Genomic DNA, 16,511 nt, shown 5'->3' on the forward strand with positions numbered 1-16,511 from the left:
CTCGAAAGCGCCCAAGACCAGGAAGGCAACCGCATGACCGCCGTGCTCACCGACGAACGCGACCTCGTCGAGTACTACTTCAACCAGCCCTGGAGCGACGGGCTCCCGGTGGTTCCGCCGACACCCGAGCGCGTCGCCGCGGTGTTGGACGTGTTAGGCGGGCAGCCCGGGGAACTGGTGGCGCGTATCCCGCCGCGATGGGGCAGCCTGACCCGGGAACTGCTGGCGGTCAACATGGTGATGGCCGGATGCAAACCCGAGTACGCCCCCGTGGTGCGGGCGGCCGTGCTGGCGTTGACCGATACGCGGTTCAACCTCAACGGCATTCAGGCCACCACGCACGTCGTCTCGCCGCTGATCGTGGTCAACGGGCCGATCGCCCGCCGAATCGGAATGAACTCCGGCGGCAACGTATTCGGTTCGGGTAACCGCGCCAACGCCACCATCGGCCGCGCGATTCGCCTGATCATGCTCACCGTCGGCGGCGGCATTCCCGGCGAGCTGGACAAGAGCACCCTGGGCCACCCCGGCAAGTACACGTTCTGCATCGCTGAGAACGAAGCGGCCAGCCCGTGGGCTCCGTATCACGTCGAGCACGGTTACGCCCCGGACGACAGCACCGTCCTGGTCATCGGGGCCGAAGCCCCGCACAGCGTGACCAATCACATTTCCGATGACCCGCAGGGGATTCTGGACTCCATCGCCTCGGCGATGAGCACGATCGCCCACAACAACGCGGTGCTCGGCGGCTCCTGCACGGTGGTCATCGGTGTGGAGCACGCGCACACCATCGCCTCGTTCGGCTGGACCCGCGACGACGTCCGTCGCTACCTGTGGCTCAACGGCACCAACGACTGGGACGACGTGAGCTACGGCAACCGGTACGCACCACCGGGCGGGCACACCTACAACCGCAACCTGCCGAAGTGGTATCCGCGCGAGTCGGGCCGGCGGGTGCCGATCGTGTTCACCCCCGACGACATTCACCTGTTCGTCGCGGGCGGATCCGCGGGCCGGTTTTCGGCCTTCCTGCCCGGCTGGAGCACCGCGACCACCCCGGTGCTACGTGCCGTCGAGGACTCCGTCGTCGGCTCCGCCGGAAGCGGACGCGACCTCGAGTGCTCCGACGGTTCGTGCCGCCTGTGAATTCCCGACGAACTCGACAAAGGAGAACCCCGATGACCGACTTTGCCTATGACCCCTGCGGCGCGATCGAGGTGGCAGCCATCCCCATGGCCCCTCGACCCAACCGGTTCGCCGGACTGCGCCTGGGCGTGCTGAGCAACACGAAATGGAACGCCGCCAAACTATTGCGGGCCACCGTGCGCGAATTAGCAAGCGCCAGGCTGACATTCACCTCAGTCACCTACTACGACAAGCGCCATTTCTCCTCGGATGCCGACCCCGAGTTGATCAGGCGGATCGCGGCGGAAAACGACATCGCGCTCACCGCGATCGGCGACTGCGGCTCATGCTGCTCGGCGTGCGTCAACGACGCGGTGCGGCTGGAACAGGCGGGGGTGCCGACCGTGGTCATCGTGACAACGGAGTTCGAGCGTGAGGCCCAGCTGCAACGTGAATCGCGCGGCATGGCGGGCCTGGAGCCTGCCGTCGCCACCCATCCGATCAGCAGCCTGACCCTCGACCAACTCGAGAGCCGCGCCGCCGAGATCGCTCCGCAAGCCCTTCGGATCTGGTTCGGTGTTACTCCGGTGCCACGCCGCAACGGCAAGGTGCCGGCGGTGTTCGGGCCGGTCGGGACATGATGAATGGCTTTGCAGCACGGCCGCTTTCGTCGCTACTGGTGGCCGATTTCTCTCGGGTGCTGGCCGGACCGTTCTGCACGATGACCCTCGGCGACCTGGGTGCCGAGATCGTCAAGATCGAACCACCCGGCGGCGACGACACCAGGTCCTGGGGTCCGCCGTTCGTCGCGGACCAAAGCGCCTACTACCTGAGCGTCAACCGCAACAAACGCAGCATCGTGCTCGACCTGCACGATGCCGAGGACCTGCGGGTGGCCAGGGCCCTTGCCGAACGCGCCGACGTGCTGGTGGAGAACTTCCGCCCGGGAACCATGGCGCGCTTCGGCCTGGACGAGCCAGTGGTTCGTGCGGTGAATCCGGCTCTGGTGTACTGCAGCATCTCGGCGTTCGGTACCGCGGCGGGACGCGAACTGGCCGGCTACGATCTGCTGGTCCAGGCGCTCGGCGGGTTGATGAGCATCACCGGGGTCGACGGCGACAGCCCGACCAAGGTCGGCGCCGCTCTGGTGGACGTCCTGGCGGGCCTGTTTGCCACGGTCGGCATCCTCGCGGCGCTGCGCGCGCGGGACCGGTCCGGGCGTGGCCAACATGTCGAGATCAATCTGATGTCGGCACTACTGTCTGCGCTGGCCAACCAGTCGGCCGGTTTCGTTCTGGCCGAACAGATTCCGCGGGCAATGGGCAACGGACACGCCAGCATCGCCCCCTACGACAGCTACCCGACCGGCGACGGGACGATCGTGCTCGCCGTCGGCAACGACAAGCAATTCGGCCGGCTCTGCGAAGCGCTGGGTATCTCCGGCCTGGCCCGAGACCCGCGATTCGTCACCAACGAATTGCGGGTGCGCAATCGCGCACCGTTGCGCGAGCACCTGGAAGGCGCGTTGGCAACCGAATCGGCCGAGCATTGGACGAAGACCCTCTCGGCACGCGGAGTTCCCGCCGGCGCCGTCAACAACATCGCCGAAGCCATTGCCCTGGCCGAGCGGCTGGGCCTGCACCCGATTCGCAATACCGAGGACGGCGACGCACTCGGTCGCCAGGTGGCCAGCCCGATCAAGCTATCCGCCACACCGGTGACCTACCGCACCAGGGCACCGCGCCTCGGCGAACACAGCAACGACATCCGTGCCTGGGTGGCCCGCCTGAAGCCGCGACGCAAGACCGCGTGATCACCTGGAACACAGCTACCGGACAACTCACTCACAGACTACTCACGGCGCACAGACATGCTCTGGTAACCCCGCATTCCGCAACAGTTATGTTCGGTCAGATTTAAAGTCCGGCGGAGGTAATCGGCTGCTCCGGTCATTGACGGGGTGCCTGTCGTCGACATGGGATCGGAGAGTCTGCGCGGTGACATCGGGAGTGGTTCTTGCTGCGCCGGTCTGGATGGCGACGCCTCCGGAGGTGCATTCGGCGTTGCTCAGCAGCGGCGCCGGCCCCGGCCCGCTGCACGAGGCCGCTGCGGCGTGGACAGCGCTGAGCGACGAATATGCTTCGGTTGCAGAGGAACTCACTGCGGTGTTGGCGACGGTCGAAGCCGGCGCGTGGCAGGGCCCCAGCGGCCGGTGGTACGCGGACGCTCACCTGCCCTACCTGGCCTGGTTGGTCGAGACGAGTGTGGACGGTGCCCGGCTGGCTGCTCAGCACGAGGTCGTGGCGGCTGCCTACGTCAGCGCCCTGGATGCGATGCCGACACCGGCCGAACTGGCCGGCAACCACGCCATGCATGCAGTGCTGGTGGCGACGAATTTCTTTGGCATCAACACGATCCCGATTGCACTCAACGAAGCAGACTATGCGCGGATGTGGGCCCAAGCCGCCACCACGATGTGCGTCTATGAGGCAGTTGCTGGTACAGCGTTGGCCTCGGTACCGCCCGCCACGCCCGCTCCGGTGGTGGTCAAACCCGATGTCGTTTCGGGCGCCGAAGCTGCGGCGTCCGCCGCGGTGGGGGTCCCTTGGCACCTGCTCGAGGCAGTGGTCATGGACCTGATGCGGGTGTGGGAACTGTGCCAGGTGTGCACCGATGCCGACACCTGGAGTTTTCACGAGGCGGTCATGTTGATGGTGCACCCGGTGGTGAACAAGATCAATGACTTGCTCGTCGATCCGTTCGCCACCTTCCTGAAATGGGCCCCGATGCTTTACTCGTTGGCGTACCAGGCTTTTCAGACGTGGCCGATGTTGGGCGCGGTCATCGCCGGCGCAACGGGCGGGTCGATTGCGCTTCCGTTCGGCCTGTCGGCCGGCATGCTTCCGGCTATCGGTTTCGCGGCGGGCCTGGGCGCCTTCCCGGCGGTCGGGGCCGTTGCCGCACCGGCCGCGGCGATACCCCAACTCGGCGCGCTGGCCGGATTGGTACCGGGTGCTTCTGGTGCGTCGCTCTCGGTGGTAGCCCCCGGCGCTGGAACGTCGGGATTTGCCGGGACTCACGGCACCGTCGCTTCTTCGTCGCCCGCAGGGTTGACTCACTATGCATCCCAAGTGGTCGGTGACGAGTTCGGCGCCAGTACCCGGGCTCCGATGCTGCCGGCCACCTGGGACGCGCAGGGTGTCGGCGCGGCTGGCTACCCGGCTGGCTGAAACACATTCGATAGCAACGCGTTACGCGTGTGCCGGCTACGGCGTTCTCAGGAATACGTCGTTGAGGGTGACGGTACGGAGATTACGGGCGCGGATGATTTCGACGAGTTGCGGATAAACGTGGGTCACCGGCAGATGGTTGAGATGGCCGATAACGATGGCCTGCGGGATGAAATACTGATCGGCCATTTTGACGATGTATTCCTCGGTGATCAACGTCGAATCCGACAGCGAGCCAGACCAGAGCACCGGGACCGTATAACCGAGCTCGGTCGCCACCGCGTCAACTGCGGCATTGTGCTTTGCATAAGGCGGACGCCAATACGGTTTCGCACCAATGCCGTACGTCTTCTTCAGGAATTCGTCGTTACGGGTGAGCTGTTGAGCGATCTCGCTTTTCGACAGCGTCGTCAGATCCGGGTGTGACCAGGTGTGGTTGCCGAGTTGGATCTGCCCGGAGTCGACGAGTGGCCGAAGCAGCGCCATGTTGTCGGTCCAAGAGTCGTATGTTCCGTTGACGAAGAATGTCAACCGCACGCCGGTGTCCTTGGCGAACTGCGTGTAGGCGCGGACCACCTCGGTATTGACACCGTCGTCGACCGTCAGCGCAAGCAAGTCGCCGTTACCGGGAAGCTGGCTCAATACGCCGCCGCCGGGCAACCGTATTCGCGCACTCGGCGGTGGCGGGGGCAACAAACCGGCGACGGTCGGGCCGGAAGTCGGCGTGGCAGCCACCGGGGTCTGCGCGAAGGTGCGCGGCTGCGGCTCGACCATGCACCGGGCCGCGCCCACGCCGACGACCGTTGCGGCGGCGAGCGATCCCAGGAAGCGGCGACGATTCAGCTCTGACATAGGACGGTCGCAATCGAACGCCCGCGCAACCGGGCAGGTGGCGAACCGGGCACACCCGCATCGGGGATGCCGATAAGGAAGAACGGGGCCACCACAGCAGCGAACCGTACCATTACCAGCATCGATATGTCGTGTTGAACGCGGCGGGGTCGGCATTCTGTTATCTGGAGCACGGCATCAGACCGCGTCAGACCTGGGGCAAGACCTCATCAGTCAGCAGCTGCAAGCTCGCCCAGCCGGCATCGAGCGGAAGTCCGCCGACGAGTGGGTTCATCACGACTTCCTTTCGGCCGCTGCGAATCTGGCCGATCAACTGCTCGGGCGTGAGGATCTCGACGTTGTTCAGGTCCCGCAGCTCCTCGACCGAGCCGGCCGGCTGCTCATTGGGCCGGGGCACGCCCGACCGCTTCCAGGCGCTGTATTCGGCGGTCTCGTTCATGACGTAACTGCCATAACGGGACCAGGCCTCGTCCGGGTCGGGGTGCAGCAGGGTGACGGTACTGCCGTTTTCGGGGTGATAAACAAAGCCTTGTTTGCCCTGGTTGCGCAGCTCCTGCTGATACACCGCCGCAAGTTCGGGCATCGCCATCGGCGGCGAGAACGGCAACCCGAAGCGCGCAGCTCTCCTGGCTGCCGCACCAGTCATACCGCCGACGAAGACGATCGGATGGGGGCGGGTATGCGGCTTCGGTGTGACGTTGACGAGTGCGCCCTCATATTCGAAAGGCTCGTCGGCCCACGCTTGGAGCATCACCGACAGACAGCGATCCATCAATGCGCCGCGCTGCGACCAGTCCTTGCCGGCGGCGTGGTATTCCTCAGGCCGGTAACCCATTCCGGCCACAAAGCTGAACCGACCCCGGGCCAGGTTGTCCAGCACGGCGATATCCTCGGCGAGCCGAATCGGATCGTAGAGCGGAACGATGAGGGCATTGATGCTGATCCGCACGCTGCGAGTGCGCCCAGCGACCGCAGCGGCCAGAATCAGCGGCGACGGAAGCCAACCGGTCCTGGACAGATGATGTTCCTCGCCGCTGACGGCGGTGAAGCCGTGGGTATCGGCGAACTCGGCCATCTCCAGCGCGGCCTGATAGCGACCGGTGTGCCGGCCCGCGGGATCGGCGATATTGGTCATGTTCAGCCGCAGTGCGGTGAGCAGACTCATCACTGCCCGCTGACCGGGCGGCTGGCGCCCGCGAACAACGTGCCCCGGATCAGCCTCTTTGCCGAGCCCAGCGTGGCTGCGTATGCCTCCGGCGCCAAGCTGGCCGCCTGCTCGGACAGGCCGCGCGTCAACGCGCAGATGGCCTCCACGGCTCCGGTCGGGCCGGTGTCCGGGGACAGCGCACCGTGCCGGTGCGCGTCCGCGACGATTTCGCTGACGACATCGCGCAGCGCCTTGGAGCCCGGATACTTCGGACCGTCGCGCGACGACCGGGCATTGCTTTCTATGCGGACGGCCCGCAGGAACGCCGCCAGGTGTGGGTAGTCGTGAATCAGCCGTGTCGACTCGTCCAGCACCGCATCGAGTCGGTCGACGACGTCGTCGGACTGGGCCGCGGCCGCACGCAGCCTTGGCAACACGATCTGCTCGATCTCCTCGCCGGTCGCGTTGAGCAACTCGGACTTGTTGGGGAAATAGTGGTACAAGCTGCCGCTGGTCATGTCGGCCGCTCGGGCGATCTCGCGGATCGTCGCCTGCGAGTAGCCGACCTCGGCAACGCAGCGCATGGCCGCGGCGATGATCCGTTGCCGAGTCTGCTCACCATATGCGCCCACCGGTCGGCCCAATTGAGACCCCGACGCAGAAGAGCTAACGGTCATGCCGCGCGGCGTCCTCCGTTGGTCTGTCGGTCACCCACCGTCCGCCTGCGCGGACGCCGGAACTAATCGATCAGTCGAATATATTCGACCGTGTCGAACCATGCCGCCCGCCAGGGCGGGCAACCATGCCAGTGAGGAACACGCTCACCATGACCCGGGCACAGCTTGGCCGCCCCGTCGGCTCCAGCGGCGAGGAGACCCGTCGGCGCATCATCGTTGCGACGATGCGGTGCGTGGCCGAGGTCGGCTACTCGCAGGCGACGATCCGCGAGATCGCCCGAGCGGCCGACATGACCAGTGCCAGCTTGTACAACTACTTTCCGAACAAGTCGGAACTGATCAAGGCGACGATCGCGGCTAGGGCCGAGGCCGCTATGCCACGACTTCGGAAGGCGGCGCAAGGCCCCGGCGACATCGTCGAGCGGATCGAAGCAGTGCTCGACGAATGTGGCCAATTGATGCGTGAGTACCCGGATCTGGCCGCCTTCGAGTGGGCGATCCGGGCGGGAAACATCGTGAGCTCCGATTGGCCCGCGGCGGCCGAGGTGGGTGATCGCGGATTCACGACGTTCCGCGAGATCATCGAGGGCATCGTCGGGGACGCCCATCAGCGCGGCGAACTCGCTGATCCCGATGCGCGGGCCACCGTGGAGGCGATCTATGCGCTCATCTACGGGTTGACCGAGTTGGCCGCCACCCTGCCGCCCGAGGAGTACCAGGCGGCGCTGAGCTCGGCCAAGGTATTGGTCAGAGGCGCGCTGTTCGGCTCCACGTCCGCGGCACACCATGGCCCGTCATCCTGATTGCTGCAGATGCGGTCTCGCTGGCACCGAGTGTTAGCTGAGCGCGCCGAGTGTGAGCTGAGGGCGTCGAGTGTGCCGCCAGGGCGTCGAGTGTGCCGCCAGGGCGTCGAGCGTGAGCTGAGGGCGTCGAGTGTGCCGCCAGGGCGTCGAGCGTGTCGCCAGGGCGTCGACTGTGAGCTGGGGGCGTCGAGTGTGCCGCCAGGGCGTCGAGCGTGAGCTGAGGGCGTCGAGCGTGTCGCCAGGGCGTCGACTGTGAGCTGGGGGCGTCGAGTGTGCCGCCAGGGCGTCGAGCGTGAGCTGAGGGCGTCGAGTGTGTCGCCAGGGCGTCGACTGTGAGCTGGGGGCGTCGAGTGTGCCGCCATGGCGGTCCGACCGCGAAATCCCCGCCCAGCGTGCACGCTGAAAGCCGTAACCGCACGCTCGATACGGCAGCACGGCAAGCACGCTCGATGCGGCAGCACGGCAGCACGCTCGATACGGCAAGCACGGCAGCACGCTCGATACGGCAGCACGGCAGCACGCTCGATACGGCAGCACGCTCGATACGGCAGCATGGCAGCATTCGACCCGGTGAGCATGTGAGTCGACAGGTGACGGACGTCGCCCGACTCGAGCCGACACAGCCTATGAGAAGCGTCCCGCCGGGTGATTGCGGCGGGCACTTTTGATGAACCACCGCCTGCCCGTTGGGAAACGCGGGACCGAGCGCGTCTCAGCCCAGGTCGAAGTCGATAACTCCGCGGATCAGCTCGCCGGCGGCGAGATCGGCGTAGGCGTCGTTGATTTCGGCTAGCGCGTAGCGCTTGGTAACCATTTCGTCGAGGAGCAGTCGCCCGGATTCGTACAGCGTGGCCAGCAGTGGAATGTCGCTCTTGGGATTGCAGGAGCCGAATACCGTGCCGCACAACGTCTTATTCATCAATATGAATTCCTGCAACGCGACGTCGACCGAGGACGTCTTCGGTGCTGGCAGGCCGGTGAGCACGCAGGTGCCGCCCTTGCGGGTGAGCTTCAGCGCCGCGTCGACGTCGGCCGCTTCTATCATCGCGGGGGACACAACGACGGCGTCGGCCATCACACCGCGGGTTAGTTCGCGTACCAACTCGAGCGCTTCCGACGCGGTCGCCACCGCATGGGTGGCACCGAATGTCGGCGCGGAGGTGCGCTTGAATTCGGCGGGATCGACGGCGACGATGCGGGCGGCGCCACTGATCCGCGCGCCCTGGATGGCCGCGGTGCCGATCCCGCCGGCGCCGATCACCACCACGGTGTCCCCACCGCGCACCCTGGCGCGACGGGCCGCCGAACCGTATCCGGTCGGAACCGCGCATGCCAGCAGCGCGGCGGGCACCAACGGAAAGCCCGGATCGATCTTGACCAGCGAATCGGCCGACACAACGGTGTGTTCGGCAAACGCCCCGATCTTGGATATGTGTCCCAGGTTTCGCCCGTCAACGGTGTGGTGCCGAAAAGTGCCGTCGGTCGGCATGCCGGGTGCGAGCGTCCCGGCTCCGGTGTCGCAGAGGTATTCCATGCCCGAGGCGCACCATCGGCACTGACCGCACACGGCGACGAACGACGTCACCACATGGTCGCCGGGCGCGAAGCGCCGGACTCCCTCGCCGATGTCGACCACGACGCCCGAGCCTTCGTGTCCGCCGATCGTCGGCGACATTGCCGGGAGTCCCAGGGAGCGCAGGGTTTCTGCTGGGGGAGCCAGCCTGCCCTGGCGGATGTGTTCGTCGGAGTGGCACAACCCGGTGGCCGCGAGACGCACCAGGACTTCGCCGGAACGGGGCGGATCCAGGTCGAACTCATCGACCGTCCACGGGCGGCCGTACTCATAGAGAATCGCGGCGCGGCTTCTCATGGATCCCTCGCATCCATCATGGCTCCCCGGAACGGCGGGACGACATACTATCAATCGATTGATTACTTGCTTGATAACGACACCGCGAAAGGCTAGATACCGATACTATCAAGCGATTGATTACATAGTTTGGTGGAGGAACGGCGATGTCGTACGTGGTGGCGGTTCCACAGCTGTTGTCGTCCGCGGCGAGCGAATTGGCAACTATGGGCGCGGCGCTGAATTCCGCGACCACCGCGGCAGCGCTGCCAACCACCGCAATAACGGCAGCCGCTGCGGATGAGGTCTCGGCGGCGGTGGCGTCACTGTTCGGCGCGTATGCCCGGGACTATCAGGCGCTGAGCGCGCGGGTCAGCGATTTCCACCAGCAGTTCGTGGAGTCGTTGACGTCGAGTGCGGGATCGTATGCGGCCGCCGAATCGGCCAATGCCAATCCGCTCGCGCAGGCGGCGCTCAACCTGATCAACTCGCCCGCACAGAACCTGTTGGGCCGTCCGCTGGTCGGTGACGGTGCCAACGGGGCACCCGGCTCCGGGCACGACGGCGGGCCGGGCGGGTTGCTGTACGGCAATGGCGGCGACGGCGGATCGGGCGGGCCCGGTCAGGCCGGAGGTAACGGCGGCAGCGCCGGTCTGATCGGCAACGGCGGCGCCGGTGGCCGAGGCGGCGCCGGTGTTGCGGGCGCTTCGGGCGTTTCGGGGGCCCCGCCCGGCGGACGGGGCGGCGCCGGGGGTGCGCTGTGGGGCAACGGCGGAAGCGGCGGCACCGGCGGGGCCGGTGTGCCGGGCAGCGCGGCCGGCGCCGGCGGTGTCGGTGGCCCCGCGCAGCTGATCGGCGACGGCGGCAACGGCGGCATGGGCGGTTCGGGTGCCGACCCGGGCCCGGGCGGAGCCGGCGGCGCCGGTGGACGACTGGCCGGCCATGCCGGTTCCACCGGGTCCCCCGGCACCCAGGTCAGTGCGCCCGGCAATCCGGGTGGACCGTCGGATCCCGGCGGGCCGGTTGATCCCGGTCAGAACGCGGTCGACGCGGCCCGTTCCGGCGACCTCGCCTCGTCGAACGGGGGAACCATCACCGACGGTGCCCTCAAGGAGATATCGGGCGTCGACGCCGGCATCAGAAATCCGAAGGTTGTTTGGGTGCACAATGATTCGGGGGACTCGGCGCGAATCTTCGCCGTTGACGCAAAGACCGGTCAAACCTTGGGCAGCTACACGCTTGGTGGTGCGAAAGCTGTCGACTGGGAAGACATCGAGGTCGCCACCGGAGCCGACGGCAAGTCCTACATCTATGTCGGCGACATCGGCGACAACGGATTGTCGCGCAGCGACGTCGTCATCTACCGCGTCGCCGAGCCGACGGTGACCGGCACGGCGACCAACCCCACGAACACAACGTTGACGGGAGTCGATCAGCTTCGACTTGTCTATCCCAATGGAGAAAAGATCAATTCCGAGTCGCTGGCCGTCGATCCGCGTTCGGGCAACCTGATGGTCATCGAGAAGACCAGTGCCAACAGTTCCCGCGTCTATGCCGCTCCGGCAACTGCGTGGGGAAGTTCCGGTGATACGACGCTGCAACAAGTCGCGACTCTGGACATGGCGCATACCAACTCGAAACTCGTCACCAGCGCCGACTTTTCACCGGACGGTTCGGAATTGGCGGTCCGCACCTATCGCGATGTGCTGCTGTGGAATCGGGACCCGAACAGCAGCGCCTGGTCGCCGTTCAGCCGGCAGCCCGTTATGGGACCGGCGGTTTCGAATGAATCCCAGGGTGAGGCGATCGCCTTCCATCCGGACGGGGCCGGCTACGTCACGGTGAGTGAGGGGACAAATCAGACCCTGCATAACTTCGACGCGCCGTGACCTCGAGGGTGCCTGACGAGAGACGCCGGTTGCGAAGGCCGCGCAAGAGCGAGCGAGTCAGTGAGTACCGGGAGATGACCGCCCGCTGGGCTGCACGGCCCCACCGGGCTCGCCCCGTTCTGGTGTGATTCGGTGCGATGACGTGTGCCTCGGCACCATGGCTTTCGGCCTCTGGTACAAGAATGCCAGCGGTATGAAAGTCAATCCCACCAGTACGACCGCCACCACAAGCGCTGCGGTGTAGGCGTGCGAAAGGTCGCTCCGGGAAAGCTGTTGCGACATCACCGGTTGATGGAGCTGGCCGGTCAGGATCACCGACAGGAGCGCGGTCCCCACCGCGGCTGCCACCTGCTGATTGACCTTGACCATCGTCGAACCCCTGGCCATCTGATCTGGGGCCAGTGTCTGCATGGCCACCGCGACCAGCGGCATCCGGGTGGAGCCCATGCCCAGCCCCAACATGGTCAGACCGGCCAGCAGCAGCAGCAGGGACTCGCGTTGGTGGGCAACGCCGTAAGCGAAGACACCCATGCCCGCGACGTTCAGCGCGACGCCGATGACAAGAACCCCGCGAGCGCCGCGTCGGTCCATCAACGTTCCCGCCAACGGCATACTCACCGCGGCACCGATTCCTCGAGGGACAACGCTCATCCCGGCTTGCAACGGTGTCTGGTTCAGCAGCTGCTGGAAGTAGCTGGGAAACAGCACCCCGGCGCCGAACGTGGACACGATGTAGAAGAACATGGCGACATTGGTGAGCGTGAACGCTCGGTTGGTCAACAGGCGTAAGTCGATCAGGGGCTTATCCGACCGGTAGAGGGCATGAAAGACGAACCCGACGATCAACGCCGTACCAACGGCCAGGGGTATCCAGACGTGCCCGTCGGTCACGGTGCCGCGGTTTGGGATTTCGGACATCCCGTACAACAGCACCGGCAGGCCCGGTGACAGCAGCAGCATCCCGATGACGTCGAAGGTTTCCGACGGTGCCGAGTCGTCGTCGGGCAATACGATTGCGGCGAGGCCGATTGCGACCACACCGACCGGCAGGTTGATCCAGAAGATCCACTGCCAGCTGTAGCTGTCGATGAGCCAACCACCCAAGACAGGCCCGAATGCTGGCGCGAGCACCATCGGGATCCCCAGCACAGCCATCACGCGGCCGACCCGTCTGGGACCTGCCTCGCGGTTCACGATGGTGAGGGTCAGCGTCGTGAGGATGCCACCGCCGAAGCCCTGCAGCACCCGAGAGATGATCAGCAGGGTGATGTTTGGTGCGACCGCGCACAGCAGTGAGCCCAGTGTGAACGCGACAACGGAACCGATGAAGATTCGTTTTGTACCGAATCGGTCGGCTGCCCAACCAGTCAGCGGAATCACGGCGGCCAATGCGAGCGTGTAACCGGTGATCGTCCAGGAAACAACGGCCTGGGTCGAGCCGAAGGTGGTGACGAACGTGCGTTGTGCAACCGTGACAACGGTGGTGTCCAAGAGATTCATGAATGAGCCCAGGACGCACACACCTGCTATCCACCACAGCCTGGCGTCCAGCTTGTCGGCATTGCTGCGCTGATCTCGGCTCGCGGAGTGCGAGGGCGGGTCGGGTCGCCGCCCGTCCGGGCGGCGTATCACCGCAATTCCCGCGCGCGGTGGGAAGGCGTCAGTTTTTCGACAGCGCGCAGGGCCGCCGCAGTCCGCTCTTCCCAACCACCGTTGACAACGACGAATGGTCGTCCTACCGCGCGCAGAGCGCGCTCGCAGCGGCCGACGAAGTCGACACCCGCGTTGAGCGGATAAATCACACCGGCAGTGTCCGACGACGAATCGGGCGTCATGAGGAGGGTGAGATCGTAGCGGCGCCGGGCCAATTCGTGGAGTTCCTGCGGGCAGCTTCCCGACAGCAACTGGGCCCACACGGTGGTCGCCAGCGGATCGGTAGCACAGATCAGTACTCGATCGGCGTCGCGCGCCAAGGCTTCCTCCGAAGCGATCTGTCCGCGAACGACTTCGGTCCAATCCACGCCCGCCGGCGAGTCACCGTTCAAATCCCTTGGCGTCCCTGACCATTCGGGAACCCATTTCGTCCCCAGTTTTTCCGCGAGCGCCCTGGCGAGGGCGCCTGCCTCGGTGGGATCGGCGCTGAGGATGCTGACCCGTTTCACGAAAGCGGGCCGCACGCAGCGTGGGATGTGCTGCCAGTGCGCAAACGGGTCCGTGCGGATGCAGGTTGCACTGACCGGAACGACTGCGCGAGCCTGATCGACTGACACGAAACGCGCACCGAGGATTTGGGCGAGGTCCGCGCCATAGGGCTCGGAAGCAAAGACGAAGTCGGGACGTACCGTGAGAACTTTCTCCAAACTCGCCTTCAACACTGCCCGCGACGGCGGTTGCTCCGACGGATGCTTCACGTTCTCCATGGAAAGACGAATCACGCGATCGAAGGGGAACAGCTCGCGCATCCACGCCAAGCGTTGGCTGCCCGATATCGGATCTCGGGCCCGTACCGAGATGACGATCGTCAGATCGTCCACCCACCGGTGCGCGAACTCACAAAGATAGACGTGGCCGGCATGGGGCGGCAAAAACCTGCCGAGCACCATTCCGTGGGTCACGACGGCCTCCCCACGCCGGTGTAGTTCGCCTCTATGGCTCGATGTCCGACATCGCCGGATGCGCGTTGAGCGCGAAGTGGATGCCGAGCAAAACGATGCACGAACCCTGTTTAGCACCAGGTTGCACCCTACGTCTGGATAAGTCGGCGTCTGGATGTGGCGATGTGGATCGGCGCATGCCGCCGGGTCGGCCGCCTCTGCATCCGGCCGCTGATGGATGGGAAGGGCGCTGATAAGCGGTAGGTGCCGTCGGGGTTGAGCCAATCTGCGAGCGTGGCCGCCAGCTCGGCGAGTTGTTCGCGGCGAAACTGGCTGGCTTGGCGGGCCAGCTGGGCTTCGGCGCGCTCGGGTGGCTTGGTCCACCCAGCCGGGCACCCGATCTGCCCACCTATCCGCGACAACCCCAGCAACACGACGGATTTGTCGTGCAGCGCGGGCGCCAATTAGCTGCCCGACCGCACCGCCGCGATGACGCCACCGTCGACCAGCAGATCGATACCTGTGATAAAGGATGCGTCCGGGCCCAGCAGAAAGGCCGCCGCCGCTGCGATGTCGTCGGGGGTACCGATGCGCTCGGTGCCCGACCTGGCGATCATCGCCCGCATGCCGTCGCCGACGGCGGAATCCAGTTCCTGTTGCCCCATTGGCGTCGAGATAATGCCGGGACTGATCGAGTTGATCCTTGCTCCGCGGCGGCCCCACTGCGCGCTCGCGGCACGCACTCGAATCTGATTGGCCTGCTTAGCGATCGGGTAGGCAAAGGCCGGTTCGGCGACCCGGCTGACGAAGTCGAGCGATAGCAGGTCACCCGGTGGGTTGTGGGCCAGCGCGTGCTCTTGCTCGGCGGTCAGCGGCGGGACCAGGTGGCCCGCCATGCTGGCGATCACCACACCCGCGCCGCCCGGCGCGACGACCTCGCCGAATTCTTGCAGCATCAGCGCAACGCCGAGCAGGTCGACAGCCAGGATTGCTTGCGCCGAAGCTTGCGCCGGGGAGAGCCCGGCGGTATGCGCCACCTGTGTGACATTGCCCAGGGAGGCAGCGTACTGGGCGAGCCCTCGAACTGATTCCGCTGACGCGACGTCGACACTGTGACCCAGCACCTGATGGCCTGCAGCGGAGAGGGATTCGACGACGGATGCCAGCGTCGTGTCGTTGTTGTCGGCTAGGAGCACCGTCTTGCCGGAGCCAGACCGCCGGGCAATCGCCTCACCGATGCCGCCGACACCGATGACGGTCAACACGTCGCGATGCACAGCCATGTCACTACCTCCGTTCGGGAGACAACTGCGATGGCCGGTCACCGCCGCAGGTGGTCAAACCTAAGTTAGACGTGCTCGATGGTGCGGCCTCGTGTGTCGCACACCGACACGGCCGCTGTGATGGGACCGTGTCTCGCCGAGAACGGTGTCGGCGAACTGGCCGGCCTCTTCGGCGCGGTGGGTCCGGACGTCCAGCGTCCGGGCAGCTCGTCGAGGTTCCGACCGGAACTGCCGGGAGGTGTGCGCGCTGTCTTGCGCGGCTCGCCACCCGCACTGAATGATCGGCTCGTGGCCAAGCGCGAAACTCGTGGCGTGAACCGGTGGGAGCTGATTGCGTGTGCGGTCAGCGGGCACGCGACCTATGCACCCGACGACGAGGCACTGGCAGACCGGCTGAGCGCCACCACCAAGCTCGGTGATGTCTGGCGCTGTCTTCGCTGCGGCGACTTCACCCTCGGTGAGCCGCATGGACGGGGCCGTCCCGAAGACGCACCACTGATCATGCGGGGCAAGGCGTTACGCCAGGCCATCATCATCCGGGTGCTCGCGGTCGAGCGGCTGTTTCGGGCCGTGGTACTCGGTCTCGCCGCGTGGGCGGTGTGGGAGTTTCGCGGGGCACGTGGAGCCATTCAAGCCACCCTCGATCGCGACCTGCCGGTCTTTCGGGCGGCCGGGTTCAAAGTCGATCAAATGTCGGCGATACACGAACTGGAGAAGGCGCTGGCCGCAAAGCCCTCCACGCTGGCGCTGATCACGTTCATGCTGGCCGCCTATGCGGTCTTGCAGGTGGTCGAGGGCGTGGGCCTATGGCTGCTGAAGCGTTGGGGCGAATACTTCGCGGTGGTGGCCACCTCGCTGTTCCTGCCGTTGGAGATCCATGACCTGACCAAGGGCATCACCATGACCCGGGTGGTGACCTTCACCATCAATATGGCTGCGGTGCTGTACCTGTTGATCTCGAAGCGGTTGTTCGGGCTGCGCGGTGGCCGCCAGGCATATGAGGAAGAACGGCACGGCGAGCAGTTGCTCGACCTGGAACGCGCAGCCATGACGGCCTGATGG

Annotated in this window: 15 protein-coding genes; 7 read left to right on the forward strand and 8 right to left on the reverse strand. The window is 65.8% G+C overall.

The genetic code is table 11. The features are described from left to right. The first annotated feature begins 33 nt into the window (after positions 1–33). The 4 genes from MKAN_RS14700 (at position 34) to MKAN_RS14715 (ending at position 4,355) form a co-directional block, all read left to right on the forward strand. Positions 34–1,146: a hypothetical protein gene (locus MKAN_RS14700; protein WP_023369251.1), complete on the forward strand. Its 1,113-nt coding sequence runs from the start codon at positions 34–36 to the stop codon at positions 1,144–1,146. Between the two features lie 32 nt (positions 1,147–1,178). Next, the gene (locus MKAN_RS14705) at positions 1,179–1,766 is read left to right on the forward strand and encodes a UGSC family (seleno)protein (protein WP_023369253.1); all 588 of its coding nucleotides are present in this window, start codon (positions 1,179–1,181) and stop codon (positions 1,764–1,766) included. After that, positions 1,766–2,938, forward strand: a complete 1,173-nt coding sequence (locus MKAN_RS14710; RefSeq protein ID WP_023369255.1) for a CaiB/BaiF CoA transferase family protein — start codon at positions 1,766–1,768, stop codon at positions 2,936–2,938. The genes MKAN_RS14705 and MKAN_RS14710 overlap by 1 nt, the downstream gene beginning before the upstream one ends. A 220-nt stretch (positions 2,939–3,158) precedes the next feature. After that, entirely contained in the window at positions 3,159–4,355 is a 1,197-nt protein-coding gene (locus MKAN_RS14715; RefSeq protein ID WP_036394990.1) for a PPE family protein, read from the forward strand. A gap of 36 nt (positions 4,356–4,391) precedes the next feature. Here MKAN_RS14715 and MKAN_RS14720 read toward each other — a convergent pair whose 3' ends face one another. The 3 genes from MKAN_RS14720 to MKAN_RS14730 form a co-directional block, all read right to left on the reverse strand. Further along, positions 4,392–5,198: a polysaccharide deacetylase family protein gene (locus MKAN_RS14720; protein WP_036394992.1), complete on the reverse strand. Its 807-nt coding sequence runs from the start codon at positions 5,196–5,198 to the stop codon at positions 4,392–4,394. 196 nt (positions 5,199–5,394) lie between these two features. Continuing rightward, positions 5,395–6,372 (reverse strand): LLM class flavin-dependent oxidoreductase, encoded by a 978-nt coding sequence (locus MKAN_RS14725; RefSeq protein ID WP_023369261.1) that lies wholly within the window; start codon positions 6,370–6,372, stop codon positions 5,395–5,397. After that, positions 6,372–7,031, reverse strand: coding sequence for a TetR/AcrR family transcriptional regulator (locus MKAN_RS14730; RefSeq protein ID WP_036394870.1), 660 nt, complete (start codon positions 7,029–7,031; stop codon positions 6,372–6,374). The genes MKAN_RS14725 and MKAN_RS14730 overlap by 1 nt, the downstream gene beginning before the upstream one ends. 149 nt (positions 7,032–7,180) lie before the next feature. Between MKAN_RS14730 and MKAN_RS14735 the strand changes: the two genes are divergently transcribed. Then, a complete protein-coding gene (locus tag MKAN_RS14735; protein WP_036394995.1) occupies positions 7,181–7,834 on the forward strand; it encodes a TetR/AcrR family transcriptional regulator in 654 nt (217 codons plus the stop codon). A 712-nt stretch (positions 7,835–8,546) separates the two neighbouring features. On the opposite strand, the gene MKAN_RS14740 is transcribed toward MKAN_RS14735, so the two are convergent. Then, positions 8,547–9,704: a Zn-dependent alcohol dehydrogenase gene (locus MKAN_RS14740; RefSeq protein WP_023369267.1), complete on the reverse strand. Its 1,158-nt coding sequence runs from the start codon at positions 9,702–9,704 to the stop codon at positions 8,547–8,549. Between the two features lie 146 nt (positions 9,705–9,850). Between MKAN_RS14740 and MKAN_RS14745 the strand changes: the two genes are divergently transcribed. Next, positions 9,851–11,572: a PE family protein gene (locus MKAN_RS14745; RefSeq protein ID WP_023369269.1), complete on the forward strand. Its 1,722-nt coding sequence runs from the start codon at positions 9,851–9,853 to the stop codon at positions 11,570–11,572. A 57-nt stretch (positions 11,573–11,629) separates the two neighbouring features. On the opposite strand, the gene MKAN_RS14750 is transcribed toward MKAN_RS14745, so the two are convergent. The 4 genes from MKAN_RS14750 to MKAN_RS14765 form a co-directional block, all read right to left on the reverse strand. Further along, positions 11,630–13,072 (reverse strand): DHA2 family efflux MFS transporter permease subunit, encoded by a 1,443-nt coding sequence (locus tag MKAN_RS14750; protein WP_232336961.1) that lies wholly within the window; start codon positions 13,070–13,072, stop codon positions 11,630–11,632. Positions 13,073–13,200: 128 nt separating this feature from the next. After that, the gene (locus tag MKAN_RS14755) at positions 13,201–14,187 is read right to left on the reverse strand and encodes an AAA family ATPase (protein ID WP_023369273.1); all 987 of its coding nucleotides are present in this window, start codon (positions 14,185–14,187) and stop codon (positions 13,201–13,203) included. Between the two features lie 128 nt (positions 14,188–14,315). Next, the gene (locus MKAN_RS32765) at positions 14,316–14,630 is read right to left on the reverse strand and encodes a DUF222 domain-containing protein (RefSeq protein ID WP_023369275.1); all 315 of its coding nucleotides are present in this window, start codon (positions 14,628–14,630) and stop codon (positions 14,316–14,318) included. Next, positions 14,631–15,443 (reverse strand): SDR family oxidoreductase, encoded by an 813-nt coding sequence (locus MKAN_RS14765; protein ID WP_036394999.1) that lies wholly within the window; start codon positions 15,441–15,443, stop codon positions 14,631–14,633. It lies immediately after the preceding gene. 294 nt (positions 15,444–15,737) lie between these two features. On the opposite strand from MKAN_RS14765, the gene MKAN_RS14770 reads away from it, so the two are divergent. Further along, a complete protein-coding gene (locus MKAN_RS14770) occupies positions 15,738–16,508 on the forward strand; it encodes a DUF2127 domain-containing protein (RefSeq protein WP_036395002.1) in 771 nt (256 codons plus the stop codon). The last annotated feature ends 3 nt before the right edge of the window (positions 16,509–16,511 follow it).

Origin of the sequence: Mycobacterium kansasii ATCC 12478 (genome assembly GCF_000157895.3) — a bacterium.
GTDB classification, from domain to species: domain Bacteria; phylum Actinomycetota; class Actinomycetes; order Mycobacteriales; family Mycobacteriaceae; genus Mycobacterium; species Mycobacterium kansasii.